This is a genomic window from Prolinoborus fasciculus (assembly GCF_056724605.1).
Genome location: NZ_JBWZQN010000005.1, coordinates 57,692 through 84,329, shown reverse-complemented (window position 1 = coordinate 84,329; position 26,638 = coordinate 57,692). Strand labels below are relative to the sequence as shown.

Genomic DNA, 26,638 nt, shown 5'->3' with positions numbered 1-26,638 from the left:
GTCGCTCTGGAATACCCTAATGTTGCGACAAAGGCTTTTAAAGTCGTGTTGTTGCGTCGAATTGTGGTGAAATCCACCTGCATTTGTTGGCCAGGTTGGGTTTCAAAACGAATGATCGGTTCCGGTTTGGCAACTGGTTTTAATGTTGCAAGATATTCCCTCAATATCCTGATCTTTCCTGGATATCCCAACCTTAAAATTTCCTGGTAGAGCACGACAGCAGGAATCCATTCAGGATGAGCTGCATTTACACGTTGGAGTAAATAGGGTTTATATGGGTCAAGGATACTTATTCTAGGCTGTATACGCTGATACTGAGGTGTGGTGTTTTGCCGTAAATATTTACGTACGGTATTTCTGGACACCCCCAGTTCACGAGTAATGGCTTTAATAGATTTACCTTGTTGATGAAGTATTTGGATTGTCACTGCTTGCTCCAAAGTTAACATGTTGAGCAGTCCAAAATGACCGCTATATTAACCAAGGGGGTCAGTTTTTAAATGCCATTAGGGGGTCATTTTTACACTGCCGCTAACATTTGCCTGATGCTTTTTTATTGTAATAATCAGGGGATGTGAAAAATGTATATATTTAAAACTTCTACTCGCTGTTTATTTAAAAAGATTGGAGTCCATTGATGGATTTACTCAAGATCACACAGACCCGCTATACCACTAAAGCCTATGATCCTAGCAAGAAAATCCCAGCAGAACAGTTTGAACGCTTGTTAGAAATTTTGCGTCTGGCACCCTCTTCGATCAATATTCAGCCTTGGCATTTTTTTATTGCCGATCATGATGCCGCCAAACAGCGCATTGCCAAAGCCTTGGTTGGTACTTATGCCTACAATGCACCCAAAGTTCTGGATTCTTCACATACCATTTTATTCTGCACCAAAGCCGACATTAATGAGTTGCATCTAGAAAACTTATTGAACCGCGATGATCTCAGTGGCCGTTTTAAAGATGAATCAGCCAAAGAAGGTCAGAAAAATACCCGTGCAGGTTATATTCATTATTATCGTAATGAAAAAGGTGATATTCAGCGTTGGGCTGAAAACCAGACCTTCATTGCACTCGGTCAAATGCTCTTGGCTGCCGGAATTGAAGGGGTTGATGCCACACCAATTGGCGGCTTTGACGGAGAGATGATTAGTGAAGAATTACAACTTGCAGAACAGGGTTTGATCCCTTCTGTATTGCTGACTTTAGGCTATCGCAGTGAAAATGATTTCAATGCCAAACTCCCTAAATCACGTCTTGCCGCTGAAGATATTTTCACCAAACTGTAAGGAATTTATGCTATAAAAGGGGTCAAGCGCCCCTTTCCATGTCAATTCGGGCCTATTTTTTGCTTTATTTAATTTACATCTAATAGAATAACAATAGAGGTCATCTATGTCGCTCCTTACATCCAAATCCCTGAAATTTGAATGCCATCATTGCGATAAAATTTATCTCCAGCACTATAAAGAGCAACAGCATCGTTATCCGCACTGTCCAGACTGCCAACAGTCCGGTTTATTGCTTGGACTGGCCGAAGCAGGTGACCTGCTCCGACATCCGATTGAATTTGCATCCTCTTATGTCAAGCAGACATTGCATAAGCTAGGCAAATCACACTAGTCAAGCCTAGCAGTAATCCTAAAGTACTTGCAGGTTTGAGCCGTTCTTTAAAGAATACCAGACCTGCTATCACACCAAATACCACCACCAGAATATTCATGCCAGCAAAGACGATCGCAGGTGAATCCTTAAGCAGCATATGGGCTTTGACATAGAAAGCAATATTGGCAAAATTCAGGAAACCCAATAACAGACCAGCGCCGATATTCTGCATCGAGCCCAAGCTTTTATATTTGATTAACAGATAGCCCATCGAAATGATCAGGGCACAAACAAACATTAGATTCAGCGCCACCGCGAATTGGAGGCCCAGACTGGTTGTATATTTCAACAATACATCAATCAGTGCATAACCGACCCAGACCAAGCCCAGATACAACATTCCCTGACTGCTCTGTCCTGTACTTTGTCGATGTGAAAACAGGATGCACAGCACTGCTCCAATACCTAAAGCGATCCCAAGTATTTTCAGCTGATTAAACTGTTCCTGAAAAATGAAATAGGCTGCAGCCAGTGACAAAACTACAGAAAGTCGCTGGGCAATTTCGGTTTTTAAAATTCCAGCCGTTTGCAAAGCCTTGGCCAAAAACAGAAATACGCTCGGAAGCAAAATACCCAGAGCCAGAATAAGCAACCAAGGCGTCTGAGACATTGAAATATGCTGAATATCAGGCTTAAACCAGAAAAAACACAAGAGACTAGCTGTCATATAGTTCCAGCTAATCATGTGTATCGGACTCAAGCCCTTATTTTTGGCGACTTTTAATAATATTGAGACCGCAACGCTGCATAGCGCTGCTGCGAAAATCAGTTCCATATGCTGCTCTTATTCTTGATATTTATGAGTCTACAAAAAAGCCCACATTTGCAGTGGGCTTTTTTTATAAATGATTCACTGGGAATTATTTATAGTGTGACACCATTTTCTCTAAAGAGATTGGGCGAATCTTGTCTGCATTGCCTGCAGTACCAAAAGCTTCGTAACGATCGATACAGATTTGCTTCATTGCATCTACAGTTGCGCTGAAGAATTTACGTGGATCGAATTCGCTTGGTTTTTCTGCCATCATACGACGCATTGCACCGGTAGATGCTAAACGCAAGTCAGTATCGATGTTAATCTTGCGCACGCCGTGTTTGATCGCTTCAACCAGCTGTTCAACCGGAACACCGTAAGTTTCCTTGATGTCGCCGCCATACTGGTTAATCACTGCCAACCATTCTTGTGGCACAGAGCTTGAACCGTGCATGACAAGATGTGTGTTTGGAAGTGCTGCGTGAATTTCTTTAATGCGGTCAATCGCAAGAATATCACCTGTAGGTGGACGCGTGAACTTGTACGCACCGTGTGAAGTACCTACTGCAATTGCAAGCGCATCAACATTGGTATCAGCAACGAAGCTACGCGCTTCTTCAACTGAAGTCAGGAGTTGAGAATGATCCAGTACGCCTTCTGCGCCTACGCCATCTTCTTCACCCGCCATACCTGTTTCAAGGCTACCCAAACAACCGATTTCACCTTCAACAGATACGCCACACGCATGTGCCATTTGAACTGTACGGCGAGTCACATCAACGTTATATTCATATGAAGTTGGTGTTTTACCGTCTTCACCCAGTGAACCGTCCATCATTACTGATGAAAAGCCTAACTGGATTGAACGTTGACAAATGTCAGGGCTGGTACCGTGGTCTTGATGCATTACCACTGGAATATGTGGCCATTCTTCAATTGCAGCCAAAATTAGGTGACGCAAGAACGGAGCGCCTGCATATTTACGCGCACCCGCAGATGCTTGTACGATAACAGGTGAATTGGTTGCATCTGCTGCAAGCATAATTGCACGCATTTGTTCTAAGTTGTTTACGTTAAATGCTGGTACGCCGTAAGCATGTTCGCCGGCGTGATCCAAGAGCTGGCGCAATGAAATAAGAGCCATAATATCCTCCCAGTGAATGCCACATATTCTACATGTTCAAAGGTTTCAATTCAGCAACAAATAACACTATTTAAAAAAAATCCCTGCATTTGCAGGGATTTTGTGTCACATCAACCGGATTAAGGTGCTACAGGCTCTGAAGTCGCAGCAACTGACTCGTCTGCAGTTGCTTCATCGGCTGGTGCATTGGCAACTTCAGCCGGGATATCGGTATTTTTTTCGTCTAGAATTGGCTGATCAATGGCATCAATGGCAGCTTGCTGTTCTGGAGTCACCGCCTGATCCGCCACTGCTGCCGAGCTTTCTGCTTCAGCTTCTGGTGTGCTTTCCTGTTTTGCACATGCAGTCAGTGCCAGAGAAGCTGCTAATAATACTGCGATAGTTAACTGTTTCTTCATCACGTATTCTCGTCATTTGGTGATTTAATTACTGCATCTTATGACAGATTTATTGCATTTTAATGACGAAGCCATGAAGGGTAAGTTTTCACTGTCAAAAAAATGACATAAAAAAAGCTGGCACTGGGCCAGCTTTTTAGCTTAGGACATGCAATTAAGCACGTTCTAATAGTACCGCAACTGCAGGAAGAGTTTTACCTTCAACGAATTCAAGGAATGCACCGCCACCCGTCGAGATATAACCAATTTTGTCAGCCACTTCATATTTATCAATCGCAGCAAGTGTGTCCCCACCACCCGCGATCGAGAAACCTTCCGATTCAGCAATTGCTAAAGATAAAGTTTTAGTCCCTTCACCGAATTGATCGACTTCAAATACGCCAACCGGGCCATTCCAAAGAATGGTTTTAGAGGTTTTCAGAATTTCTGCAAATGCTTTCGCAGTTTCCGGACCTACATCCAGAATCATGTCGTTGTCAGCAACATCGGCAACGTTTTTCACCGTTGCTTTCGCAGCAGCCAATGAACCCAGGAAATCCTCAAAGTTGATTTCAGAGGCATCTGCAACCACAACGTCAGTAGGAAGTGGCACTGATACTTTTGCAGCAATGGCTTTTGCTGTATCGATCAGGTCTTTTTCACACAGTGATTTACCAACGTTATAGCCTGCTGCAGCAAGGAAAGTATTGGCAATACCACCACCCACGATCAATTGATCACAGATATCAGAAAGTGAGGTTAAAACATCCAGCTTGGTAGAGACTTTAGAACCCGCAACAATCGCCACCATTGGCTTTTCTGGCGTTTGCAGTGCACGGCCAAGTGCATCCAGTTCAGCTGCCAGTAAAGGACCTGCTGCTGCAACTTTCGCTAAACGCGCTACGCCTTCAGTAGATGCTTCTGCACGGTGCGCTGTACCAAAGGCATCCATTACAAATACGTCGCAAAGTGCTGCATATTTTGCTGCAAGTTCAGGATTGTTTTTCTTCTCGCCGACGTTAAAACGGCAGTTTTCAAGCAGAACCACCTGACCTGGCTGAACATCAACGCCATCTAAATAGTCAGTGAACAGTTTCACTTCTTGGCCCAAAGCTTCAGTCAAGTAAGCCGCTACAGGAGCAAGTGACTGTTCAGCCTTAGGCTCACCTTCAACCGGACGACCCAGATGAGAATACACCATGACTGCAGCGCCTTTTTCTAATGCTGCTTTAATCGTTGGCAATGCTGCACGAAGACGCGCATCGCTGGTGATCACACCATTTTTAACAGGAACGTTTAAATCTTCACGGATCAGAACACGTTTACCTGCTAAATCGAGGTCAGTCATACGCTGAAAGTTCATGTAGAGCTCACTTTATAGATATTAAAACCAGGCGATTTTAAATGATTATGCAGAAAAAGGTTAGCATCTTTTGCAGAAAACATTATGAATGCCAAAGTTTTGTTATGATAGAAAAAAGCCTCTTTTAGATTCAGTCCCTATGTCGATACATCCTGATCCAAATCTTAACCGTTTGAACGTGTTAGGTGAGCCTTTGTCCAGCTGTTGCTTCGATCCGATTACCGGTTATTTCCGCAATGGCTTTTGCCATACTGCGACCACTGATCTGGGCCAGCACACGGTTTGCGCGCAAATGACTTCAGAATTTCTGAATTTTTCTCAAAAAGTCGGTAATGACCTGATTACGCCTTTGCCTGAACTGGATTTCCCCGGCCTGCAACCTGGCGATTTCTGGTGTATCTGCGTAACGCGCTGGGTCGAAGCCTATGAAGCAGGTCAAGCACCTCCAATCAAGCTGCAAGCCTGTCACAAAGCTGTTCTGGCTTATGTGCCGTTAAATATTCTTGAGGAATATGCTGTCTAATGAATTCTGTACAGATTATTTTGGCATCATCCAGTCAAACCCGCAAAGCGCTGATGGATCGTCTGCATATTGATTATATTTCCATGGTACCGGATATTGATGAATCTCCTCGCGGGGAAAATCACGCAGATGATCTGGCACAACGACTAGCTTTCGAGAAAGCCAGATATATTGCCGAACAGAATCCTGAAGCGATTGTGATCGGCTCGGATCAGGTGGCATGGCGTGAAGGTGCACCGGATATTTTTATCGGTAAACCGTTAACGACTGAAAAAGCCATTCGCCAGCTCCAAGCTAACTCGGACAAGATTGTCTATTTCAGTACGGCGCTCAGTGTACAGCAACAATCGACGGGTTTTGAACAAAGTCTGGTCGAACACTATAAAGTCAAGTTTCGTAAACTTTCTCAGGCCGAAATCGAGCGCTATGTCGAGATTGAACAGCCACTGCATTGTGCTGGCAGTTTCAAATGTGAAAGCTTAGGAATTAGCCTGTTTGAAGAAATGACCGGGCAAGACCAGACCACACTGATGGGTATGCCGATGATCAAGCTATGCAATATTCTTCGTGAATTAAAAATTTTAGTTCCTTAATCTCTCTCTTTAAATTCAGGCTGTAATCTATGTCTCAACCTTTAGACGTTTTAGGCGGCATCACCGCTGAACAATTCCTTAGCGAATACTGGCAAAAGAAACCATTACTGGTGCGTAATGCGATGCCTGAAATCGCCAGTTTGCTTGAACCCAATGATGTGATGGAACTTGCGCTTGAAGAACATGTCACTGCCCGTCTCATCAAGCAGAAAGATCGTGATCCGAATCAATGGAGCGTGAAATCTTCACCTTTGCTCAAAGCAGATTTTCAGAAAATGCCAAAACTCTGGACACTTTTGGTTCAGGCTGTAGATCACTATTCATTTGACCTGTCGGCACTTTGGAAAAAATTCCCATTTATTCCACAATGGCGTCGCGATGACATCATGGTGTCTTATGCACCGCAAGGCGGTTCAGTCGGCAAGCATTTCGATTTCTATGATGTGTTTCTGGTACAAGGCTATGGCCATCGTCGCTGGCAGCTTGGGCAAATGTGTGATACCGAAACTCCATTTGTTCCGGGTCAACCGCTTAAATTATTGCCTGAAATAGAAGTGGACTTTGATGAAGTGCTGGCACCTGGCGACTTGCTCTATGTGCCGCCTGGTCTGGCTCATTACGGCGTGGCTGAAGATGACTGCCTGACTTATTCATTCGGTTTCCGCATGCCAAATATCAGTGACATGATGGATCGTGTCGGGGATAAATTCTCTGAAAATGAAACGCTGCGTAACCCATTGCTGGATATCATCCGTGATCAAGTCGGTGCTATCGGTGAAGTGAGCAGCAATGAGCTGGAATATCTGAAAGAACACATCATGCAGCAACTGCATAATTCCAATGTTCTCGAAGATGCCATCATGAGCTTGATGTCCGAACCTAAATATCCTGAAAACCTGCCTGAAGCAGAAGAAATCGGTACAGGTGATCTGGAAGAAGCACTCGATCAGGGCTATAGCCTGATGCTCGAACCTGCGTCACGCCTGCTTTATACTGAAACGGACGGCGACGTTCTGTTCTGGGCAAATGGTGAGGGTGTGTGCATCTCTGAGACATTTACCGCAAAACTCAAACAGCTTGCAGATGGTGAAGCGCTGTTATTCAGTGAAGACTTCGCTGATGAAGAAATTCTGGAAGATGTTGCAGCATTATTGAATGAAGCCGTGTTGATGTTGGTTCCACCTGCTGACGACGAGTAAGCGTTTAACGACTCGTTAAGCGATAATAAAAAGAGGATCACATGATCCTCTTTTTATTTTCTACTAAAATTCTAGTTACTTAAGGCTGATACAGCTCTAATACAACACGAATCAGCGTATCTCCTTGTTCAGATTCAATCTGGAACAATCCTCCCATGCGCTCAACCCGCATTTTCATGCTGCGCATTCCAATACTCAGGCCATTTTTTTGCACCATGTCAGCATCGAAACCGATGCCATTATCCTGAATGCTTAAAGTAAGCTGATGTGGCTGGGAATATTCCAGACTGACTTTTACCTGACTGGCCTGACTATGCTTAATGATATTGGTCAGACTTTCTTCGACTACTCGGATCAAGGTCAAACACTGTAATGCCGTCGGTTCACGCTGCCAGACTTTTGGAAATGACCATTCAACTACAATCCCCATTTCTTCCATCAGCTGGGTAAAACGATAACGTACCGGTGCGATCCAGAGTACCGGCGTTTGTGGGACTTTATTTTCAATAGATGAACCACTGTCAATGATTTGTCTGAGATCATCTCTGAGCAGTTTCAGCATGGAAAGAAACTGCTGTTTAGAAACTGTTTCGCTACTTTGATCCACCAGAATCATGGAACGGACAATAGACCCTCCCAACCCGTCATGCAGTTCATGTGACAGATTAATCCGTTCTTGCAGACGAACATTCGTCAGCTCCAGTTGATGTTTATCGCTCAGGCTTTTATTCAGGTCGGCACTGACCTGCTGAACTTTACGTTCTAACTGGGTATTAAATTTTTCGATTTTCCTGACATTACGATTCAAGCGTGTGCCCATAATCAGCACGACAAACAGGGTAATAATCGGTGAGGTATAGGGGGATAAAGGTGAAAATTCATTGACCTGGGTTTGGTTCAACATGATCAGGTCGATGACTACACACAGCAAAATCCCCCAGAGACACAGCGTCAGGAAAAGATATTCTCCATTTCGGGTTTTGATGGCCTGATAGCTGACATATACAGTACAACTAATAAAGAGCAATACATAGATGATAAACACTCCGCCCAGTACCTGCTCCAGATAATCCAAGGAACTGATCATAACCAGTAAGCTGGACAGAACGCTGACCAGAATAAATCCTCGCTCCAACTGCTTAAATTTCTGTTTTACAAAGCGGATCAGATACAGACAAAAACAATGGATATAGGCAATAAAAAAAAGCATATTGGCTTTAGCTGCCGAAATCGTGGAGTGAAATGGAAAATTTTCTGTAGTCAAGACATTGGAAATAAACAGAATCCACAACAGTGAACTGAGTGCCAGCCAGCCAAAAGTGGTTTCTGAACGCCGGAATAACCAGATAATGAAACAGATCAGCCCAATCGTGGCAGAGAAAATCATATTGATCTGGAATACGGTACGGCGATCCCAGATTTTTTCCAAATACTGCTGGCTATTCACCAACACATTATTAAACTGAATATTGCCCAGGCCCGCGCTTTGGAAACTGTAGCCATTTACATAAATCAGGATTTCATTACTGTCTTTACGCAAACCGCTAATCGGGAAAACCCAGTAACGCGGCATATTCCAGCTTTTCGACAAGGGCTCTTGCAAGTTCCGGTCAGACCAAAGCAAGTCACCATTCAGGAACACGGCACCTGCCGAATTAATATAATCAATAGAAAAGGCAACCGGTTCTGCAAGACGAATATTGTCCTGACATGACCAACGCCAGACAATCTTGTACCAGGCACCCCCATGATAATTCTTCCAGTTATTCTGCCAGTTATCCGGCAAACGTACGCTTTGCCAGCCCGATGTCGGCATCTCGGTAGGACCCTGAGCCTGAACCTTCTGAATATATTCGATCTTCACCTGACAAAGATCATTAATCTGAAAATGGTTTTGTGCCTGACTGATACTACAGAACAAGCAAAGCCAGCTGCACAGGACAAAAACACCGATCCATTTCAGTCGCTGCCGTTTGCTGCTTCTGGAACAGGCAGATGACATTACAGAATTCCCAGATGCCGTGCGGTACTGACCGCCTTGGTACGTTTACTGACCGAGAGTTTGCGGTAAATATGCTTGATATGACTTTCGACGGTATAGCGTGATACACAGAGCTGCTCGGCAATTTCACGATTACTCAGACCTTGCGCAACCAAGGACAGGATTTCCTGCTCCCGCTGTGTGAGCGTTTCCTGATCCGCAGCTGGCCTGTTCTGTTCTACTGTTCCTGAAATGGTGGGAATAGAAATCTGTTTTAAAATTTCACGGGCAACAAAGGGATCAATCGGTGCACCGCCACGCAAAATACTGCGAATAGCCAAGGCGACTTCAACATCATCCCGTTCTTTCAGCACATAACCGGTCGCACCGGCCTGAATTGCCCTAAACAGGCTATCTTGGGTACTCCAGGCAGACACCACCAGAATCAACGCTTGTGCGTCCTGTTCGCGGATTTTTTCAATAATTGAAATCCCACTTCCATCTGGTAAACCCAAATCTACTAAGGCCAGTGCAATCGGCTGTTGCTGCAAAACGGCATATGCTTCTTTCACCGTATTGGCAAATAACAGAACGTCATCCTGATAACCTAGATTGCTTAATATGATTTTTAAACGGCGCTGGATGACATATTCATCTTCAACGATTAATACTGGTACTGGCAAGACTGCCTCCGATGCTGTCATAAGCACGCCCCTTATATTTATTTTTATATATCCCCTTTAAGATTAAAATATAAACAAAATCACACTAAAAATCATGATTTATTTATTTTTTATTATCTGAAGTTTTAAGCAGCGAGAAACGCTTACGCCCGTTTTCCATATCATAGACATAAAAAATGCCATCTGTTTAGCAGATGGCAGTTCAAGATAGAAAATCTTTTGAAGTTATACGAGCTGTCTACTTTAAGCAGTACCGTATTGCTGTTTTAAATATTTCACAATCTCAGCCGATTCAAACATTTTGGTATCTGTATTTGGATCGACCAGATAGGGAAGCTGAATATTATTTCCCATCATTTCAAACAAATGTTCACGCTTACCGCCTGGTAGTGGTTCATATTTTCCCGGTTTTAAACGCAATTTGGCCGGTCCATAATCTTGCCAGCGCTCTTTAGCGACATTATGAAAAACAAACGGCACTTCCAGTTCACTCAAAACGGCGCGTACAATTCGGGTATAAGGACTGGCCTCAAAGCCCCATAATTCTAATAACAGTTCAGGTGTTGGCCGATCCTTAATCTTGGGAATCACCATTCCGCCGCGTAAACCATTGAGGACGGTTCCCGCAATTGCAGCCACTGGAATTTTAGGATAGTGAGCATATTTCTTGGGAGTTTTGCCGGTTTTGCCATAATGCTTGAACAGATGATCGATAATATCCTGAGACTCATAGAGTCGATCACCGGTATTTTCATCAACTAAAAAAGGAAATTGCAGTTTTCCACCCAATTGCTGCACCTCAGGACGGAAATGAGTACCCCCTCGTGGACATGGATAAACTTCATAATCCAGATTTAGCAAGGTCATGACTTCACGCACCCGACGACAAAATGGTGAACCCTCGTATTCATAGAGCTTCAAGGCTTTTTCAGGCTGATTTGGAAACGGTGTACCCACCATCCCACGTCCACCTTCAGCGATTGAAGAGGCCAAAGCTTGTACAACTTTAATTTGATGACTCAACATAGTATTTTCCTATTTTTGTTTTATATGAATGAAAGACAGAATCTAGGCATCCTGTCTTTCAGGGTACAGATAAGTTTTGTTGTTATTCTTTCATGCAGAAATGCAGATTCCGGCCGATTAAGCCACTAATGCTGTTTTAGACACCACAATACCATTATTGTCTGCATAGACATACTCGCCTGCATTAAACGTGACACCACCAAAACAGAGAGAGATATCAACTTCACCCACACCCTTGCGGTTGCTCTTTTGCGGAATAGCCGCCAATGCATGCACACCAAGATCAAGTTCAGCAATCGCATCGACATCACGAACGCAACCATAAATAATTACGCCATTCCAGTGATTTTTTACCGCTGATTCTGCAATCAGGTCACCCATCAAGGCACAGCGCATGGATGCACCGCCATCTACGACCAGGACCTTGCCTGTTCCATCTGTGGCCAACAACTCTTTCACCCGCGAGTTATCTTCAAAACATTTTACTGTCACAATCTGACCGCCAAAGGTTTTGCGCGCCCCATAACTCTTAAAAAATTTACCGTCCAGGCAAGGTGTCACCACCTGAAGCTCTAATTCTGGATGATCATCTAACAAGTCACAGGTAACAAATGCTGCTGTAGACACGGTGTTTTCCCCTCATTTCATTTTTTGTATGCGTAAATTATCATAAATTTCAAATTTTACCGTCTGAGTTAGCGCGGCCTCGACCATAGTATGAGCCACCTGCTCGGCTGTCACTGGCTTATACGCAAAACTATCCGGAATAAAACGCGATACTTTGTGGTAAACCTGCTGCGCGATATCTTCCAAAAAACGCTGCTCTGGACGTTCACCAATGAGCAATGAAGGTCGAATCAAACTGATTCTGTCCAAGGACAATGTTTGTATATATTCTTCCAGTTCACCTTTGACCCGATTATAGTAAAAATGCGATTGGGAATCGGCACCCATTGCGCTTAGCAAAAGATAATGGGCTGAGGTTTGCTGTAACAGCTCTGCAAAGTGAGCATTTATGGTATAGTCAATACTATAAAATGCCTGTTTGGATCCGGCTTTTTTCATGGTGCTGCCCAGGCAGCTAAAACCATGGCTATGCTTGCTGACATCCTGATCATTCAACATCAGGAAATCTTCCAGTACCAGTTGTTGAACTTTATCCAAAGCATCCAGATCATTTTGATGTTTTCTGACCACTGCAGTAATCTGCTGGCAAGTCGGCTCATCTTGCAAACGTTTTATCAGTTGTTTTCCCACCAAGCCAGTGGCACCTATCACGATGGGATGAGTCAGTGATTTAGTCATTTTTTATACGATCTCCTGGGTGGAATACTAATCTAACGTTTTCTTTAGAATTTTTCTGCATCTAAAATGTTGTCAAAGCATGTCAAGACTTGACTTCGGTGCTTAGTTTAATCAAAATATGGCACTTGTTTACGGGCTGGTGATAATTCCTCTGATGTTGGTTTTCAGTTGAGTTTCAGCCCGCCCAGACCAATCTATTTCAAGGAGTGCACGAGTGGCAAACTCTGCTCAAGCTAAAAAACGTGCTCGTCAAAACGTTAAAGCACGCAAACACAACGCAAGCTTGCGTTCTATGGTTCGTACCTATCTTAAACGTACATTAGCTGCTATCAGCACTAATGACTATGCAGTTGCTACTGAAGCGTACAAATCGCTTGTTCCAGTAATCGACCGTATGGCTGACAAAGGCATCATCCATAAAAACAAAGCAGCTCGTCATAAGAGCCGCTTGAACGCGCAAGTTAAAGCACTAGCTTCTAACTAATCGCAAATGAAAAAAGCCCTTTTTAGGGCTTTTTTTGTGTCTGGAATTTGAAGAAACTAAAAAATATAATGACTCATTCAGAAAAATAATTTGTTTAGACAGCACTCATCCAGTCAATGCGATACTGTGAGATAAAAACCTGAATCTCCCTCTCTTTTAGATTATTGATCTTTATCCATAGAGGATGGCGAAGTGGTTTTATCCTGTTTCGTATTGTCAGTGTCCCGCTTTTGACATGCGGTTAAACCCAAAATCGCGATCAGGCTAAAAATTGTGATAACTTTCATAATTTTCCTCAAGATGAATATTTCTATATTTATTAAGCATAGATAATTTTTATACTTACATTATTGAATTTTCACCCTATAAATGTAAAAGGTGCAGTTTAAAATTTATTTTTATCGTTTTAGCCTGAACTTTATTGAATGATCAATATGAAACGCCCCACCATCTTTATAATTTCTAACTCCCCAATAAAAAACTCAATTGCTGTGAACAATTGAGTTTTGAATAGATCAATTTAATTTAAGAAAGTTGGGAACGTTTAAAATCAGCAATATCCAGTTCATGTACCTGACCGCGCCAGATCCATTTCAGTTTGGACTCCAAAAACACATCACCTTCAAACCAGACAAACAGACCTTCCATCATTTTTGGCCAGTCTTCCCGACTGACGTCTTGACGCCCTGACATCACTGCAATCATCGCTGCGAGAATAGTATCGTGGCTGACAGCCAAACTCAGCCCATATTTATTTTGTGGATGGGTGTTGTAAATCAGTTCCAGTACATCCACCACGCCATGAATCGGCTGTTTCATCCCAGGCAAGGCATTATTGACAAAACTGTTAATAAAACCGAGTGCACCCTGCTTGGCAAAATAAGGCCCAGCTTTTTGAATATCCAGCACAAAGCTGCCAGGCTCCATCAGAAGTCCCTGTTCAATAATTTCAATACGATGGGTATTCTGCTCAGGGGTAACCGCATCTGCCCCTTCAATCATCAATGCAGCGGTATCAATACACCGCTGGATCGGACTTGAAATACAGTGATGAATCACACGATCAGTTTGATCAGCCAGATAAGCACCCCATTCCTGCGCCAGATCCCGCCCCTGATTGGTCAGTTGCAGATCATAGCCTGCCAAACCTTGACCCGGAACCTCTTCACGAATCGAATGCCGTGTAAATAAGGTGACAGGCGTCTGTACATCGGGCAATAAATCAATTGCACTCAACATACTCGGTGGAAGCAGTTTCAGGGACACGTTACAGCCAACTCTGGATTTGGTAATAGGTTAAGCACCACTATAACACGCTCAGAATTTTGCTCAATGCTCGGCCTGCATGTCAGAAACCGCCTGCAATGCAATAATTTTCATATCATTATTCTTATAAGCAATGAATCCGCCATTCAGCAAAGTATCCCGATGATTATAAATAAATGGGCGACCTTCTAAATCGACCAAGCCACCCCCAATCCGTTCGAGCATACATTGACCAGCGCTGGTATCCCATTCCGAGGTCGGATGAAAACGTGGATAGATATCCACCTGATCTTCCAGCATCATGCAAAATTTATAAGCGCTGCCCGCTTTAAATTCAGTGTAGTCCGTGAGCTTGGCCAAACTTTGTAAATATTCGAGATATTTCGGTTTCTGCTGGCTACTTTGGCTCAACCCTACAGCAATCATTTTAGATGTCGAAGACATTGCATAAGCAAACCATGTTCTAGTTTGAATATCATATTTATAAGGCAAGCCCTGCTCAGGACAGAAATAAATCAGTTGCTGCTCTGGAACCGCCAATATGGCAAAAGTGGTCAAACTGCCTCTGACCAGACTCAAATTAATGGTAAATTCGGGGCGCTGGTGCAAAAACTCTTTAGTGCCATCTAACGGATCCAGTAACCAGAATTCTGACCATGAGCGGCGTTCATGTTCCTGTCCTTCTTCAGACAGTAAAGGCAAGCTGGAAATCTCTGCCAAAGCTTGGGTCAGATAAGTATTAACCCGAAAATCTGCCTGAGTCACCGGAGAATTATCATTTTTTTTGATGACATCAAAAGCTGCACCAGAACAATAACGCTGATATTCTTCTCGCAAAATTTCACAGGCTTGTGTCAAAATGGGCACAAACTGCAAAATCATTGGATCTTGTGGTGCTGCTGTTGCTTTAAACATAGAAAACCTAAATATGTCAAAATGCTCTGAAAAACCTACCATAATTTTCGATATGGATGGCACTTTACTTGATCTTGCCTACGATGATTTCATCTGGAACGAGTTATTGCCTGTGCGTTATGCTGCCACACATGGCTGTAGCCTGGAACACAGCCAGGCGACACTCTATGCATTCTATCAGGAACATAATCATACCTTAAACTGGTACTCTTCACGCTTCTGGACGGCTAAAGTCGAAGTCGATGTTCTGGCGATGCAAATTGAACATAAAGATAAAGTGGCCTTACGCCCGCATTGTCTCGAATTGCTCGATTATCTTAAAAATAATGGCTATCCCATCTGGCTGGCCACCAATGCTGACTGTGCGGGTCTAGCATTTAAACTGGATCATTTGAATTTAAGAGATTATTTCGATGTGATTGTCAGTTCAGAAACGATCGGACATGCCAAAGAATTTATCGAGTTCTGGCAAGGCCTGAATGCGTTGCATCCATTTGACCCTGCACATGCTTATTTTATTGATGATACTGAAAAAGTCCTGAATGGGGCTCAAGCCTATGGCATTCAGAACCTGTTCAGCATCCAGCAGCCCTCTTCAGCCAAAGTAGCACGTCAGACTTGTAATTACCCGATGCTGCACCAATTAACAGATTTAATCACTCATTTAAATCAGGCTGAGGTAGAAAAAAAATATGCGTAAATCGTCTTTACCCGAAGATGCGGTAGGCATGCGTATAGACAAATGGCTGTGGGCAGCACGGTTTTTTAAAACCCGCTCGATTGCCAAACATGCGATTGAAGGTGGCAAAGTCCATCACAATGGTGAACGTGTCAAGGTATCGCGCGAAGTCCGTGTTGGTATGGAACTGACGATTCAGCAAGGCATCGACAAAAAAACCGTGCTGGTTAAGGAACTTTCTGATGTTCGTGGACCTGCACCCGTGGCACAAAAACTGTATGAAGAAACCGAAGTCAGTATTGCACGCCGGGAATTGATTACATCACAAAGAAAGTTGCATAATCTAGCTCGTCCCGACCATCGTCCAAGCAAGAAGGATCGTCGTGATATCAGTAGATTTAAAAATGAAAATAGTCAGAATTTCGATCAGTCATGGTCCTATAATGACGATTAAATTTAAGCGTCAGAATATGTCGTACATGCGCTGACTTTTATAGAACACTAGGGAAAATTCTGTCACTATACACCTGTGGAACAAAGCTCTAATTTAAGACATCCACTTGAGTACTAACTTAGTGACATCGTATTGAGGTTGTAAGATGGATGAGAATAAAAACAAGGCGCTCAACGCTGCCTTAAGCCAGATTGAAAAACAGTTTGGTAAAAATACAGTTATGCGTCTTGGTGACAATACCGTTCAGGCAGTTGAAGCTGTGTCTACAGGCTCTTTAACGCTGGATATTGCACTCGGTATTGGTGGTTTACCTAAAGGTCGTATCGTCGAGATCTATGGTCCTGAATCTTCAGGTAAAACCACAATGACCCTGCAAGCAATTGCAGAGTGTCAGAAAGCAGGCGGTACGTGTGCATTCATCGATGCGGAACATGCACTTGATCCTCAATATGCGCGCAAACTGGGCGTAGATATTGACAACCTGCTGGTATCGCAACCGGATCACGGTGAACAGGCACTTGAAATCGCAGACATGCTGGTACGCTCTGGCGCGATCGACATGATCGTTGTCGACTCTGTTGCTGCATTGACTCCGCGCGCTGAAATTGAAGGCGAAATGGGTGACTCGCATATGGGTCTGCAAGCCCGTTTAATGAGCCAGGCACTGCGTAAAATTACTGGTAATGCCAAGCGTTCCAACTGTATGGTGATCTTCATTAACCAGATTCGTATGAAGATTGGTGTCATGTTTGGTAGCCCTGAAACCACAACTGGTGGTAACGCACTGAAATTCTATGCCTCTGTTCGCTTGGACATCCGTCGTATCGGCCAAGTGAAAGAAGGTGACGAGATTGTTGGTTCTGAAACCAAAGTCAAAGTCGTGAAAAACAAAATGGCGCCTCCGTTTAAAGAAGCTTTATTCCAGATTCTTTATGGCAAAGGTGTTAACCATCTAGGTGAATTGATCGACCTTGCTGTACAGCAAGAAATCGTGCAGAAAGCTGGTGCGTGGTATTCTTATCAAGGCGACAAAATTGGCCAGGGTAAGAACAACACCATCCGTTATCTGGAAGAGCATAAAGAAATGGCTCAGACGATTGAAAAACTGATTCGTGACCAGCTTCTGACTAAAGCAGTGGTTGTTGAAGAAGACGATAGCAAGGAAGAACCTGACTTTTTAGATGCATGATCTTATTAGATGCATCATCTTTAAACGTCAATACACAGCGCCCTCCGGGGCGTTTTGTTATTATATAGGGAATCTAAAATCCGAGAGAATCATGTCAGACGCGAAATTCAGCAAACTGCTCGATTATGAAACTTTAAAACAGCAATTTGGTGATACTGAAGATCAAGCTCAACCTGCAAAAAGTGCGATCCAAGACGCTCCTGAATTTGATCCTGAAGAACGTTTGTTTTCCTCTACCCCAACTCAGGATGAGAAGAAACCGGGACTGACAGGCTCACGCTTACGTTCTTATGCCTTTGCCGTACTGACGCGCAAGGAATATTCCAAAGCCGAACTGATAGAGAAACTAGCCCTCTATGCAGAGCATCGTGATGAAGTTATTAACCTGGTTGAAGAACTGTCCCGTGAGAACTATCAAAGTGATCAGCGTGTGGCGGAAACCATGTTGTCGAGTCAAAAGCGTAAAGGCAAAGGTCCCAATCAAATTAAAATGAAACTCAAGAGCAAAAAGATTGATACTGCTCTGATTTCAGAAGAACTCAAAGAAACCGACTGGGTTCAACAAGCCTATGAACTAAAAGTCAAAAAATATGGCACCGAAGTTCCTAAAGACCCCAAGCTCAAAGCCAAACAGATCCGTTTTTTAATGTATCGTGGTTTTGAAATGGATGCGATTATCAAGGCCATTAACCGTAAAGCAGAAGACTAAGTCTTATATTCTTTGAAAGTCTTAATGAATTAAAAGGATTGGATATTTAATCTAATATTAGTTGGAAAATAAAATAAAGCACGGCAAAAGATAATGATGATTTAATCATTAAAACAATAAGATAATGCTGTTTGACGATATTGAAAAAAAATGATATTTGAGAATAGAAAACTGCGAATTCGCATTGTTATTATAATAAGAATATGGTGGCAACCCTACCAGCAAAGCTCCGGCACATCATAGTTCTATTACCGTTGCTACCTTCCGGTCCTGGCGGGGTTCATAGAGTACAATTGCGAAGTAACCAGCAGGGCTACCATTACAAAAACAGAGTATAGAGATTTTTAATCAAGTTGCAAGCCTTGTTCCGCAAAATAATCCCTTAAGCTATCCGTTTGATTATTTTAAAAACAATATTGATATTTCTGCTGATTTTTAAGGGATCTTCACAATCAATCCATCAACACTCAGATTCACATGATCTTTGTAAAACCTTGTTGCATTTTCTAAAAATGCCGTTTTTAATGTGTGCAATGTATATGAATGATCTACTTTGAAAAGATGAGCAGCGGATCCGCATCTCACAAAGAATTATGGAAATTTTATGATGTTTAAAAAGACCGTATTGTGTGCAGTGACAGCACTCTTTACCACGCCTCTATTTGCCAATATTCCGATTGAATCGCGCGGCTTGAGCCAAGCTACGAATCAAACCGCAGTAAATACCCCAGCGGCAATTGCGGCTGGTGCAACTCCAGCAGTTCAAACCAATACCAGCTGGCAAATCATGCAAAAGAACCAGCAGCTCGAAAATGACTTGCGGATTTTGCGCGGTAAAATGGAAGAACAGGAAAATGAGATTGAACGGCTCAAAAATGAACTGACCAATCGTTATGCCGATCTCGATCAGCGTCTCGAACTATTGCAGCAAAAAATTGAACCTGCTGAAGACAATCCAACGGAGGAAAACCCACAGGATACTGCACCCAGCCTAAACACAAATAAGGTCAATACAGCAAGCAGCGGAAAGCAACCTGCTGAGCTAGAAAAGGCAGCTTATACCGTGGCTTTAGATGCTTATAAAAATGGCGGTGCAGCCAAAGCCATTGCACCGATGCAAAACTTTATTAAAAACAATCCGAATAGCGTTTATATCAGCAATGCCTATTTCTGGTTAGCGGAATTCAATCTGGCGATTGACCCGCCAAAATTTACTGAAGCGAAACGTAATTATCTGATTGTCGTTGACCGTTACCCAAATTCTGCAAAAGCCTCCACTGCCCTGTATCAGCTTTATAACATCAGCAAAGATGTTGAAAAGAATACTACGCTTGCATCGCAATACAAAACAAAGCTATTGAAGAATTATCCGAAAGCTGAGGAAATTAAATTTCTTAAGTAAAATAGAAATTCCCAAAATAAAAAAGACACCTTCAGGTGTCTTTTTTATTACCTCAAACATTTAGCGCACAATGCCGCGCTTCGACTGTTCAAGAGAGTCAATTAGACGTTGTACTTCAGCCACTTCCGGCAAAATTCCTGTACGGATCTGCTCGATTGCTTCCTGAGTCGTTAAACCTGATTTATAAATCAGTTTAAAGGCATCACGTAAACCGCTGATTACGGTCTTCGACCAGCCTTTACGACGCATGCCTTCAATATTCATGGCAAATGCATGCGCAGGATTACCTGAAACCATCACATAAGCCGGCACATCTTTCAAAATCAGTGATGCACCACCAATCATGCTATAAGAATCAATCTTACAGAACTGATGAATGCCCGAGTTTCCGCCAATGACGACGTAGTCCCCGACATGGACATGTCCAGCCACACCGACGTTATTGGCAAAGATATTATAATCTCCAACCATACAGTCATGTGCAATATGAGTATTGACCATGAGCAGGTTATGACTACCGATCTTGGTCAGGCTCTGGTCCTGAACCGTACCACGATGCAGACTGCAATGCTCACGAATCTTGTTGTGATCGCCAATCTCAAGCCAGGTTTCTTCACCAGCATACTTAAGATCCTGACACACCTCGCCTACACTGGCGAACTGGAAAATTTCATTATATTCACCTATACGCGTATAGCCACCCACCACCACGTGTGAATGAAGTTTGCTACCCGCACCAATAGTGACATTTGGCCCGATAATACAATATGGGCCAATTTCTACATCAGCAGCAATGACTGCTGACGGGTCAATAATGGCAGTTGGATGAATAAGGGGATTATTGCTCATGCCTGCTCGACTTTTTGATGCGAAACCATAATTTCCGCGGTTGTTGCGACGACGCCATCTACAGTGGCAATACAATTATATTTGTAAATGCCCCGCTTTTGCATCACTAATTCAGATTTTAAAACCAATTGGTCACCTGCAACCACCTGTTTTTTAAATCTAACTTTTTCCGCACCGGCAAACAGGAACAAAGAACCTTCACTTGGTACTTCGTTATTCATCACAAAACCCAGAATTCCAGAGATTTGTGCCAGTGCCTCAACAATCAGTACACCTGGCATAATTGGATAATTCGGAAAATGGCCTTGTAAAAACTCTTCATTAATTGAGACGTTTTTATAACCAACAATGCCATTATCGGTAATTTCGACGACGCGATCAACCAATAAAAATGGATAGCGATGGGGCAAATATTCACGAATCTTTTGAATATTCATTGGCAATTCAGGCTTCGTGAATGTAGGCAAATTCGACTCTGTCATCATAATTATTTACGCAACTTAAATGTTGATTCAATGGACTCAATCTGAGATTGCATATGATCTAGTCGTTTGATCACCTGGGTCAATGGCACATCTGCTAATTGTCTGAGGCGAACCACGGTACGTTTCCATTTCTGATTTTCAAACAGACCAATCCCGGATGAATATTTTCCAGCTTCAGAAATATTATTTGTCACCATTGACATTCCGGTCAACGTCACATTATCAGCAATATTCAAGTGTCCAGAAATCGCAGAGGCACCACCAATGATACAGTTTTTGCCAATTGAAACACTTCCTGCAACGGCAGTTTTTGCAGCAATCGCGGTATGTGCACCAATTTTAACGTTATGTGCGATTTGCACAAGATTATCAATGATCACACCCTGTTGCAAAATCGTATCATCCAGTGCACCACGGTCTACGCTACAATTTGACCCAATACGCACATCATCCTCAATGCATACAGAACCTAATTGCGCAATACGGTGCCATTTACCCTGATAAGGTGCAAAACCAAACCCTTCGCTACCAATCACGCTATTGGCATGAATGCGCACCCGATTACCAATTTTTGCTGCGCCGGTGAGGGTCACATGTGAGTCAATAAAACAGTCCTGACCGATCTCGACATCATCATCGATCTGCACATGCGCCTGAACAATCGTATTCGCACCCACGACACAATGCTCACCAATCACCACGTAATGACCAATATAAGCATCGTCCGCAATCACTGCCGACGGGTGAATTTGAGCAGTACTCTCAATGCCACGCTGGCGATGTTTTTTCTCAAAGACATGCGTCAGAATCGCAAAAGCCAGATAGGGATTTGCCACAACAATAAAGTTTTGATGTGAAGTTATCTGTTGTTTTAGTTCAGCCGTGACAATTAAAGCACCTGCCTGACTTTGATTGGCCTGCTCTACATATTTATCGGCATTCACAAATGCCAGATCGTGTGAAGTTGCCTGTTCAAGACTGGCCAAAGCGCTCAAACGTAAATCTGTCTGACCTATGCACTCGCCCTGAACCAGGCGAGCGAGATCAGCTAACTGAAGCTGTTGATGATTCATTGATTATTTAATTGCATTAACCTTTTGAATCATTTTATCAGTTAAATCATATTTAGCATCATAAGCAAGCGCTGAATTTTTATTTAAAACCACATCCAGGTTGTTTTCTCTACGCAATTGTTCAGCAATTTGCTTTACCCGTGCATCAAATACAATTCGGATCTGCTGAATCGAGCTTTGGACATTCGTCTGTACAGATTGCTGTAACTGATTCAATTCTTGCAACTTAGCCTGATATTGCACAGACATTTTCTGTTTTTCAGTCTCACTGAGCTTGGTATTGGATTGAGCACGTTGCTGCAAAGTTTCCAGCTCTTTGCTGAGTTGCTCAATCTTAGTGGTTTGTGGCTGAATTTTTTGCTGGAATATCGTGTTTTGTTGTTTCAGATAAGTACTACCTTCAACCACACGCTCCAAGTCAATTACCCCCATACTGGCCGCTTGAGTTAAAGGTGCAACACTTGCCAAAGCCAGGCTCATTGCCATAATCATTTTTTTCATATTCTTACTCATTCAAAAAAATTTGCTCACAAAACCTGCAGGCTTTATGAGCAAAATTTAGTTTCTAGGTCAAAACGATTTTAGAAAGTACGTCCAATTTCAAACTGGATATTTTGAGTATCATCCCCATCTTTATCATTCAATGGGTATGCATAGCTAAGTGATAATGGCCCAATCATGGTAATCCAGGTGAAACCTGCGCCTACGCTATAACGCATATTGCCTGCATCAAAACCAAAGTTATCTTTACAGTATTGCTTCGCATTTACATCAGTATTTTGTGGATTGAGATATAAATTTCCGCGAGGCACATCACACTGAGTATCAAAAACTTGTGCTCCCTCTGCAAAAAGTACCGGGCGAACCTGACGTGCCCAATCTCCTTTAAATGGCACAGGAAGCACTAATTCTGTACCAAACTGGACTAAGGCATTACCACCCACTTCTTCTGGACCAAAGTCTTGTTCTCGTGATTCATTATAAGTTACACCTGGATATTTAGGGCCTAAGGTACTGTTTTCATAACCACGGACTGAACCATAACCACCAGCGTAGAAATTCTTATAGAATGGTAGGTCATTACCATAGCCCAACTTACCATATCCACGCAGAACAAAATCTTTACCTAATGGGAAGAAAGCTTGCGCATCATAAGTGACTTTTTGATATTCCACATCACTACCCGGCAAGGCAATTTCTGCATTAACACGGTGTGACATGCCCGTTGTCGGGAACATTGGACGGTTTAAGGTATTATAAGACCAACCCAGATTCAGGTTATAAGTCAAGAAATCACCTTTAAATTCATTTCCATAAGTAATTTGTGGCACTGCGCAGTCATAACCAATTACTGTAGTACCCTCTTGTCCATAAATAGGTACAGTTAATTGTGAGTTACCAGCGCTGTCTTTTGGACAGTAGGCACCATCTCTAGTACTTTTACCACCATTAGCTAATAAATAATCCCGTACATAAGTCGATACATATGGACCAGTAGTTACTTCAGTCTGATCGACGTTTAGACCCAAGCTGACACTCTGGTTTTCATCAATTGGATAACCAAAGTTAATCCCACCACCAAAACTATCCGTTACATAGTTGTTGACGTTATAGTCATCATCCAGCTTGGTTTTACGGTAGTACATATTATAGCCGCGACGTACACCATCAATAGTGAAGTACGGATCCATCACGCTCAAGTTATAGTAATCTTGCGTTTCAGAACGCGACAAATCGATTGAGACACTATTACCTGTACCCAGGAAGTTGGTCTGACTTAAACCTGCCTGGAAAGTTACACCACCGCTTTGCGAGAAACCAACTGCAAGAGTACTGGTCCCTGAATGCTGCTCTTCAACAGCAACATTCAAGTCCACCTGATCTGGTGCACCCGGAATACGTGCAGGTTTGATATCGACAGTTTTAAAGAAACCGGTACGTTCCAGACGAACCTTAGACAGGTCAATTTTTTCATTACTGGCAAGCGCACCTTCCATTTGGCGCATTTCACGACGTAGTACTTCATCTGCAGTTTTAGTATTACCAGTGAAATTAATACGTCGTACTGTGACTTGCTGACCTGGATTAATATAGTAATTTAGATCAACCAGTTTGGTTTCGTTGTTAATTTGAGGAACGATGTTGACTTCTGCATAGTAGTAGCCTGCATTACCATACTTACGCTGTAATAATTGCTTAACCGCATTAACTTTTTCCTGCGAATAAATTTCGCCTTCTTTGAAGATTTGTAAAGCCTGCAATTCTTCAGTCTTATAAAGCGCATCACCTAAGTATTTGGTTTGACCAAATTTAAATTGCTCGCCTTCATCCACAGAAACTTCGATAAAAACATTTTTTTTATCTTCACTCAAGTTCAGACTGGAATTGGTAATATTAAAGTTGATGTAACCGCGATTCAGATACATGGCACGCAAAGCTTCAAGACTTGCCGCCATCTTTTCACGTGCATAACGGTCATTACGCGAAATGACTGAACTCCAGCCACTTTCTTTTACTGCAAAGGCCTGCTTGATATCAGATTCTTTAAATACGGTATTCCCGATAATATTGATATCAAAAACTTTGGCCGCTTTACCTTCAATAAAATCAATTAGCAATTCAACACGGTTATTTGGTCGAGGCGTCGTGGTGACCGTAATATCGGCATCATAACGACCTTGCTGCATGTATTGCTGTTCAAGTTCAGTTTCAATAGTTTGCAGCGCTGATTTTTTCAGCACTTCACCTTCAGCCAGACCCATTTTTTTCAGGCCTTCCTCAAGTGCTTCCTTAGGAATCAACTTATTGCCTTTCAATTCGATTTTTGAAATGACCGGGCGTTCAACAACTTGGAAAACCAAAGTATTGCCTTGCTGCACGGCTTTAATGTCATCAAATAGGCCTGATGCATACATGCTACGAATTGCATTGGCAATGATTGGATCATTGACCCGATCACCACTGTTAATTGGCACTAGGCCATACACATTGTCAGGAGTTAAACGTACTAATCCATCAAATTTTATATCTTGTACAATGAATTCATCTGCTGCATATACTTGTTGTGCTACTGCCATTGCACTAACGAGTGCCAGAGGCATAAATAAATGTGTGTGCTGCATGCCAGTCTTTTCCGCTGTTAATTTATTCCATTTACGTTGTTATAAACGCATAAAATCATTAAATAATGCCAGAAGCATCATACTGCCGAGCAGTACCATACCAATTTTTAACCCAACCAATTGTATTTGTTCGGAAACAGGTTTACCACGAATTAATTCAACAAAATAGTAAACCAGATGTCCGCCATCAAGCATTGGAATAGGCAGTAGATTTAATATTCCTAAACTTACACTCATTAGCGCCATAAAGGAAATAAAAGTTTCCCAGCCCATTTCTGCGCTTTGTCCTGCCACTTTGGCAATGGTAATTGGACCTGATAAATTATCCAGACCAATCAGACCGCGTACCATTTTGACAATCGAGTTCAGAATCATCGAAGATAAATGTGCTGTTTTATCAAATGCCATTACCAACGCTTCACCTGGCGTGTAATGAATGGTCTGTTTATATTCTGCAGGAATGGTCATTTTACCCGGATCACTGTGTACACCCAGCATACCGGTCACATTGCCCATATTGTCACGTTTGCCTTGCGGCATGACTTCTAGCTGAACCACCTTATTTTCGCGTAAAACATCCATTTTGAGTAATTTTTCTGGAGATGCCTGTACCACCTGCACCACATCAAACCAGTCTTTCATCTGAACGCCGTCAATAGCCAGAATCTTGTCACCTTCTTTCAAACCTTGACGGATGGCTGCACCATCTTCACTCAGTTTGCTAATTACAGCCGGAATTTCTGGCCGATAAGGCAAGAAACCCAAACTTTCAAGTGGCGATTGACTTTGATCTTTTAAATAGTTTTGAATCGGCAACTGGAACAGTTTGTTTTCACCAGCACGATCTGCCTGAATAGAAACCACGCCAGTTTCACCAACACGATCCACCAAGGCATAACTGAGTTTTTCCCAAGTTTCTACCTGAGTACCATCCACAGCTATAATTTTGTCGCCCGGCTGCATTTGTACTGTTGCAGCAGGTGTATTTGGTAAAACTTTGCCTACCCGGGTATTGAGCTGTTCTTGAGCTGGTAAAAATAACACCCAAAATAGAAGAACTGCAAAAATCAGGTTGATGAATGGACCCGCTGCCACGATGGCAATCCGCTTCCACGGATGCTGACGATTGAAAGCTTTGGGTAAGTCCTCTTCAGCGACATTACCTTCACGCTCATCCAGCATCTTGACATAGCCACCCAAAGGTAAGGCAGACAACTGATACTGAATTCCGGATTTTTTCGAGGTCCATTTTAATAATGTTGGCCCAAATCCAATCGAATAGACCAATACTTTAACGCCCAGTTTACGCGCCACAATATAGTGACCGAACTCGTGAATCGCAATTAAGGGACCGAGTAAGAGAATTGCAGCGGCAATCATAAACAAGGCATTCATA

29 protein-coding genes, 1 other RNA gene and 1 pseudogene are annotated in these 26,638 nt (G+C 42.7%); 10 read left to right on the top strand and 21 right to left on the bottom strand.

Annotated features, from left to right (window positions below; translation table 11 throughout):
• Positions 1 to 449 (bottom strand): annotated as a pseudogene (gene istA / locus AC1P5O_RS02125) (IS21-like element ISAba8 family transposase); the annotation flags it as partial.
• A gap of 188 nt (positions 450 to 637) precedes the next feature.
• Between istA and nfsB the strand changes: the two are divergent.
• Positions 638 to 1,291, top strand: coding sequence for an oxygen-insensitive NAD(P)H nitroreductase (nfsB, locus tag AC1P5O_RS02120; protein WP_004646745.1), 654 nt, complete (start codon positions 638 to 640; stop codon positions 1,289 to 1,291).
• Positions 1,292 to 1,407: 116 nt separating this feature from the next.
• Here nfsB and AC1P5O_RS02115 read toward each other — a convergent pair whose 3' ends face one another.
• From AC1P5O_RS02115 to AC1P5O_RS02095, 5 genes are all read right to left on the bottom strand, one after another.
• Positions 1,408 to 1,578, bottom strand: a complete 171-nt coding sequence (locus AC1P5O_RS02115; protein WP_016807085.1) for a hypothetical protein — start codon at positions 1,576 to 1,578, stop codon at positions 1,408 to 1,410.
• A 9-nt stretch (positions 1,579 to 1,587) separates the two neighbouring features.
• On the bottom strand, positions 1,588 to 2,442 hold the full coding sequence (locus AC1P5O_RS02110) for an EamA family transporter (RefSeq protein ID WP_004646742.1): 855 nt from the start codon (positions 2,440 to 2,442) through the stop codon (positions 1,588 to 1,590).
• Positions 2,443 to 2,527: 85 nt separating this feature from the next.
• Positions 2,528 to 3,565: a class II fructose-bisphosphate aldolase gene (fba, locus tag AC1P5O_RS02105; RefSeq protein WP_004279853.1), complete on the bottom strand. Its 1,038-nt coding sequence runs from the start codon at positions 3,563 to 3,565 to the stop codon at positions 2,528 to 2,530.
• 119 nt (positions 3,566 to 3,684) lie between these two features.
• Positions 3,685 to 3,963 (bottom strand): hypothetical protein, encoded by a 279-nt coding sequence (locus AC1P5O_RS02100; protein WP_004646741.1) that lies wholly within the window; start codon positions 3,961 to 3,963, stop codon positions 3,685 to 3,687.
• A 154-nt stretch (positions 3,964 to 4,117) separates the two neighbouring features.
• On the bottom strand, positions 4,118 to 5,305 hold the full coding sequence (locus tag AC1P5O_RS02095) for a phosphoglycerate kinase (RefSeq protein ID WP_004646740.1): 1,188 nt from the start codon (positions 5,303 to 5,305) through the stop codon (positions 4,118 to 4,120).
• A 139-nt stretch (positions 5,306 to 5,444) separates the two neighbouring features.
• Here AC1P5O_RS02095 and AC1P5O_RS02090 point away from each other — a divergent pair, with 139 nt between their 5' ends.
• From AC1P5O_RS02090 to AC1P5O_RS02080, 3 genes are read left to right on the top strand one after another with little or no spacing between them, the layout of a single operon-like run.
• On the top strand, positions 5,445 to 5,828 hold the full coding sequence (locus tag AC1P5O_RS02090) for a DUF2237 family protein (protein ID WP_004279857.1): 384 nt from the start codon (positions 5,445 to 5,447) through the stop codon (positions 5,826 to 5,828).
• Positions 5,828 to 6,421 carry a Maf family protein gene (locus AC1P5O_RS02085; RefSeq protein WP_004646739.1) on the top strand — a complete coding sequence of 198 codons (594 nt, stop codon included), beginning with the start codon at positions 5,828 to 5,830 and terminating at the stop codon, positions 6,419 to 6,421. Before AC1P5O_RS02090 ends, AC1P5O_RS02085 begins: the two co-directional genes overlap by 1 nt.
• A 29-nt stretch (positions 6,422 to 6,450) precedes the next feature.
• Positions 6,451 to 7,620, top strand: a complete 1,170-nt coding sequence (locus AC1P5O_RS02080; RefSeq protein ID WP_004646738.1) for a ribosomal protein uL16 3-hydroxylase — start codon at positions 6,451 to 6,453, stop codon at positions 7,618 to 7,620.
• A 79-nt stretch (positions 7,621 to 7,699) separates the two neighbouring features.
• On the opposite strand, the gene AC1P5O_RS02075 is transcribed toward AC1P5O_RS02080, so the two are convergent.
• The 5 genes from AC1P5O_RS02075 to AC1P5O_RS02055 form a co-directional block, all read right to left on the bottom strand.
• Positions 7,700 to 9,622 (bottom strand): sensor histidine kinase, encoded by a 1,923-nt coding sequence (locus tag AC1P5O_RS02075; RefSeq protein WP_004646735.1) that lies wholly within the window; start codon positions 9,620 to 9,622, stop codon positions 7,700 to 7,702.
• On the bottom strand, positions 9,622 to 10,305 hold the full coding sequence (locus AC1P5O_RS02070; protein ID WP_004646734.1) for a response regulator: 684 nt from the start codon (positions 10,303 to 10,305) through the stop codon (positions 9,622 to 9,624). Before AC1P5O_RS02070 ends, AC1P5O_RS02075 begins: the two co-directional genes overlap by 1 nt.
• A 222-nt stretch (positions 10,306 to 10,527) precedes the next feature.
• Positions 10,528 to 11,310: a glutathione S-transferase N-terminal domain-containing protein gene (locus AC1P5O_RS02065; RefSeq protein ID WP_005263051.1), complete on the bottom strand. Its 783-nt coding sequence runs from the start codon at positions 11,308 to 11,310 to the stop codon at positions 10,528 to 10,530.
• A gap of 117 nt (positions 11,311 to 11,427) precedes the next feature.
• A complete protein-coding gene (rraA, locus tag AC1P5O_RS02060) occupies positions 11,428 to 11,937 on the bottom strand; it encodes a ribonuclease E activity regulator RraA (protein WP_004279866.1) in 510 nt (169 codons plus the stop codon).
• A gap of 12 nt (positions 11,938 to 11,949) precedes the next feature.
• Complete coding sequence (locus tag AC1P5O_RS02055) at positions 11,950 to 12,615, bottom strand: NAD(P)H-binding protein (RefSeq protein ID WP_004646732.1); 666 nt, start codon at positions 12,613 to 12,615, stop codon at positions 11,950 to 11,952.
• Between the two features lie 214 nt (positions 12,616 to 12,829).
• On the opposite strand from AC1P5O_RS02055, the gene rpsT reads away from it, so the two are divergent.
• A complete protein-coding gene (gene rpsT / locus AC1P5O_RS02050; RefSeq protein ID WP_004279868.1) occupies positions 12,830 to 13,099 on the top strand; it encodes a 30S ribosomal protein S20 in 270 nt (89 codons plus the stop codon).
• Positions 13,100 to 13,260: 161 nt separating this feature from the next.
• On the opposite strand, the gene AC1P5O_RS02045 is transcribed toward rpsT, so the two are convergent.
• From AC1P5O_RS02045 to AC1P5O_RS02035, 3 genes are all read right to left on the bottom strand, one after another.
• Complete coding sequence (locus tag AC1P5O_RS02045; protein ID WP_004646731.1) at positions 13,261 to 13,386, bottom strand: hypothetical protein; 126 nt, start codon at positions 13,384 to 13,386, stop codon at positions 13,261 to 13,263.
• A 238-nt stretch (positions 13,387 to 13,624) separates the two neighbouring features.
• Entirely contained in the window at positions 13,625 to 14,365 is a 741-nt protein-coding gene (locus AC1P5O_RS02040; protein WP_004646730.1) for a histidine phosphatase family protein, read from the bottom strand.
• A 63-nt stretch (positions 14,366 to 14,428) separates the two neighbouring features.
• Positions 14,429 to 15,280: a 3'(2'),5'-bisphosphate nucleotidase CysQ family protein gene (locus AC1P5O_RS02035; RefSeq protein ID WP_004646729.1), complete on the bottom strand. Its 852-nt coding sequence runs from the start codon at positions 15,278 to 15,280 to the stop codon at positions 14,429 to 14,431.
• Here AC1P5O_RS02035 and AC1P5O_RS02030 point away from each other — a divergent pair.
• The 4 genes from AC1P5O_RS02030 (at position 15,225) to AC1P5O_RS02015 (ending at position 18,311) form a co-directional block, all read left to right on the top strand.
• Positions 15,225 to 15,980, top strand: coding sequence for an HAD-IA family hydrolase (locus tag AC1P5O_RS02030; protein WP_499005548.1), 756 nt, complete (start codon positions 15,225 to 15,227; stop codon positions 15,978 to 15,980). The two genes, AC1P5O_RS02035 and AC1P5O_RS02030, sit on opposite strands and share 56 nt — an antisense overlap.
• A complete protein-coding gene (locus tag AC1P5O_RS02025; RefSeq protein ID WP_004646726.1) occupies positions 15,973 to 16,413 on the top strand; it encodes an RNA-binding S4 domain-containing protein in 441 nt (146 codons plus the stop codon). Before AC1P5O_RS02030 ends, AC1P5O_RS02025 begins: the two co-directional genes overlap by 8 nt.
• A gap of 145 nt (positions 16,414 to 16,558) precedes the next feature.
• Positions 16,559 to 17,602: a recombinase RecA gene (recA, locus tag AC1P5O_RS02020; protein WP_004279873.1), complete on the top strand. Its 1,044-nt coding sequence runs from the start codon at positions 16,559 to 16,561 to the stop codon at positions 17,600 to 17,602.
• A gap of 91 nt (positions 17,603 to 17,693) precedes the next feature.
• On the top strand, positions 17,694 to 18,311 hold the full coding sequence (locus AC1P5O_RS02015; RefSeq protein WP_004646725.1) for a regulatory protein RecX: 618 nt from the start codon (positions 17,694 to 17,696) through the stop codon (positions 18,309 to 18,311).
• A 213-nt stretch (positions 18,312 to 18,524) separates the two neighbouring features.
• Here the strand turns inward: AC1P5O_RS02015 and ffs are convergent.
• Positions 18,525 to 18,621: signal recognition particle sRNA small type (gene ffs / locus AC1P5O_RS02010), an RNA gene on the bottom strand.
• A 294-nt stretch (positions 18,622 to 18,915) separates the two neighbouring features.
• Between ffs and AC1P5O_RS02005 the strand changes: the two genes are divergently transcribed.
• Positions 18,916 to 19,713 carry a tol-pal system YbgF family protein gene (locus AC1P5O_RS02005; RefSeq protein WP_004646724.1) on the top strand — a complete coding sequence of 266 codons (798 nt, stop codon included), beginning with the start codon at positions 18,916 to 18,918 and terminating at the stop codon, positions 19,711 to 19,713.
• A gap of 60 nt (positions 19,714 to 19,773) precedes the next feature.
• Here AC1P5O_RS02005 and lpxA read toward each other — a convergent pair whose 3' ends face one another.
• From lpxA to rseP, 6 genes are all read right to left on the bottom strand, one after another.
• Positions 19,774 to 20,562, bottom strand: coding sequence for an acyl-ACP--UDP-N-acetylglucosamine O-acyltransferase (gene lpxA / locus AC1P5O_RS02000; protein WP_004279876.1), 789 nt, complete (start codon positions 20,560 to 20,562; stop codon positions 19,774 to 19,776).
• Complete coding sequence (fabZ, locus tag AC1P5O_RS01995) at positions 20,559 to 21,029, bottom strand: 3-hydroxyacyl-ACP dehydratase FabZ (RefSeq protein ID WP_224215731.1); 471 nt, start codon at positions 21,027 to 21,029, stop codon at positions 20,559 to 20,561. Before fabZ ends, lpxA begins: the two co-directional genes overlap by 4 nt.
• A 20-nt stretch (positions 21,030 to 21,049) precedes the next feature.
• On the bottom strand, positions 21,050 to 22,120 hold the full coding sequence (lpxD, locus tag AC1P5O_RS01990; RefSeq protein ID WP_004646721.1) for a UDP-3-O-(3-hydroxymyristoyl)glucosamine N-acyltransferase: 1,071 nt from the start codon (positions 22,118 to 22,120) through the stop codon (positions 21,050 to 21,052).
• Between the two features lie 3 nt (positions 22,121 to 22,123).
• A complete protein-coding gene (locus AC1P5O_RS01985) occupies positions 22,124 to 22,621 on the bottom strand; it encodes an OmpH/Skp family outer membrane protein (RefSeq protein ID WP_004646720.1) in 498 nt (165 codons plus the stop codon).
• An 80-nt stretch (positions 22,622 to 22,701) separates the two neighbouring features.
• On the bottom strand, positions 22,702 to 25,242 hold the full coding sequence (bamA, locus tag AC1P5O_RS01980; RefSeq protein ID WP_348942040.1) for an outer membrane protein assembly factor BamA: 2,541 nt from the start codon (positions 25,240 to 25,242) through the stop codon (positions 22,702 to 22,704).
• Between the two features lie 39 nt (positions 25,243 to 25,281).
• On the bottom strand, positions 25,282 to 26,637 hold the full coding sequence (rseP, locus tag AC1P5O_RS01975; RefSeq protein WP_085064675.1) for an RIP metalloprotease RseP: 1,356 nt from the start codon (positions 26,635 to 26,637) through the stop codon (positions 25,282 to 25,284).
• Position 26,638: the final 1 nt, after the last annotated feature.

Bases quoted from the DNA above. Each gene is read 5' to 3' on its own strand.
- nfsB (WP_004646745.1), top strand. From the start codon at position 638: ATGGATTTACTCAAGATCACACAGACCCGCTATACCACTAAAGCCTAT.
- AC1P5O_RS02115 (WP_016807085.1), bottom strand. From the start codon at position 1,578: ATGCAAATTCAATCGGATGTCGGAGCAGGTCACCTGCTTCGGCCAGTC.
- AC1P5O_RS02110 (WP_004646742.1), bottom strand. From the start codon at position 2,442: ATGGAACTGATTTTCGCAGCAGCGCTATGCAGCGTTGCGGTCTCAATA.
- fba (WP_004279853.1), bottom strand. From the start codon at position 3,565: ATGGCTCTTATTTCATTGCGCCAGCTCTTGGATCACGCCGGCGAACAT.
- AC1P5O_RS02100 (WP_004646741.1), bottom strand. From the start codon at position 3,963: ATGAAGAAACAGTTAACTATCGCAGTATTATTAGCAGCTTCTCTGGCA.
- AC1P5O_RS02095 (WP_004646740.1), bottom strand. From the start codon at position 5,305: ATGAACTTTCAGCGTATGACTGACCTCGATTTAGCAGGTAAACGTGTT.
- AC1P5O_RS02090 (WP_004279857.1), top strand. From the start codon at position 5,445: ATGTCGATACATCCTGATCCAAATCTTAACCGTTTGAACGTGTTAGGT.
- AC1P5O_RS02085 (WP_004646739.1), top strand. From the start codon at position 5,828: ATGAATTCTGTACAGATTATTTTGGCATCATCCAGTCAAACCCGCAAA.
- AC1P5O_RS02080 (WP_004646738.1), top strand. From the start codon at position 6,451: ATGTCTCAACCTTTAGACGTTTTAGGCGGCATCACCGCTGAACAATTC.
- AC1P5O_RS02075 (WP_004646735.1), bottom strand. From the start codon at position 9,622: ATGTCATCTGCCTGTTCCAGAAGCAGCAAACGGCAGCGACTGAAATGG.
- AC1P5O_RS02070 (WP_004646734.1), bottom strand. From the start codon at position 10,305: ATGACAGCATCGGAGGCAGTCTTGCCAGTACCAGTATTAATCGTTGAA.
- AC1P5O_RS02065 (WP_005263051.1), bottom strand. From the start codon at position 11,310: ATGTTGAGTCATCAAATTAAAGTTGTACAAGCTTTGGCCTCTTCAATC.
- AC1P5O_RS02055 (WP_004646732.1), bottom strand. From the start codon at position 12,615: ATGACTAAATCACTGACTCATCCCATCGTGATAGGTGCCACTGGCTTG.
- AC1P5O_RS02045 (WP_004646731.1), bottom strand. From the start codon at position 13,386: ATGAAAGTTATCACAATTTTTAGCCTGATCGCGATTTTGGGTTTAACC.
- AC1P5O_RS02030 (WP_499005548.1), top strand. From the start codon at position 15,225: ATGGGCACAAACTGCAAAATCATTGGATCTTGTGGTGCTGCTGTTGCT.
- AC1P5O_RS02035 (WP_004646729.1), bottom strand. From the start codon at position 15,280: ATGTTTAAAGCAACAGCAGCACCACAAGATCCAATGATTTTGCAGTTT.
- AC1P5O_RS02025 (WP_004646726.1), top strand. From the start codon at position 15,973: ATGCGTAAATCGTCTTTACCCGAAGATGCGGTAGGCATGCGTATAGAC.
- recA (WP_004279873.1), top strand. From the start codon at position 16,559: ATGGATGAGAATAAAAACAAGGCGCTCAACGCTGCCTTAAGCCAGATT.
- AC1P5O_RS02015 (WP_004646725.1), top strand. From the start codon at position 17,694: ATGTCAGACGCGAAATTCAGCAAACTGCTCGATTATGAAACTTTAAAA.
- AC1P5O_RS02005 (WP_004646724.1), top strand. From the start codon at position 18,916: ATGATGTTTAAAAAGACCGTATTGTGTGCAGTGACAGCACTCTTTACC.
- lpxA (WP_004279876.1), bottom strand. From the start codon at position 20,562: ATGAGCAATAATCCCCTTATTCATCCAACTGCCATTATTGACCCGTCA.
- lpxD (WP_004646721.1), bottom strand. From the start codon at position 22,120: ATGAATCATCAACAGCTTCAGTTAGCTGATCTCGCTCGCCTGGTTCAG.
- AC1P5O_RS01985 (WP_004646720.1), bottom strand. From the start codon at position 22,621: ATGAAAAAAATGATTATGGCAATGAGCCTGGCTTTGGCAAGTGTTGCA.
- bamA (WP_348942040.1), bottom strand. From the start codon at position 25,242: ATGCAGCACACACATTTATTTATGCCTCTGGCACTCGTTAGTGCAATG.
- rseP (WP_085064675.1), bottom strand. From the start codon at position 26,637: ATGAATGCCTTGTTTATGATTGCCGCTGCAATTCTCTTACTCGGTCCC.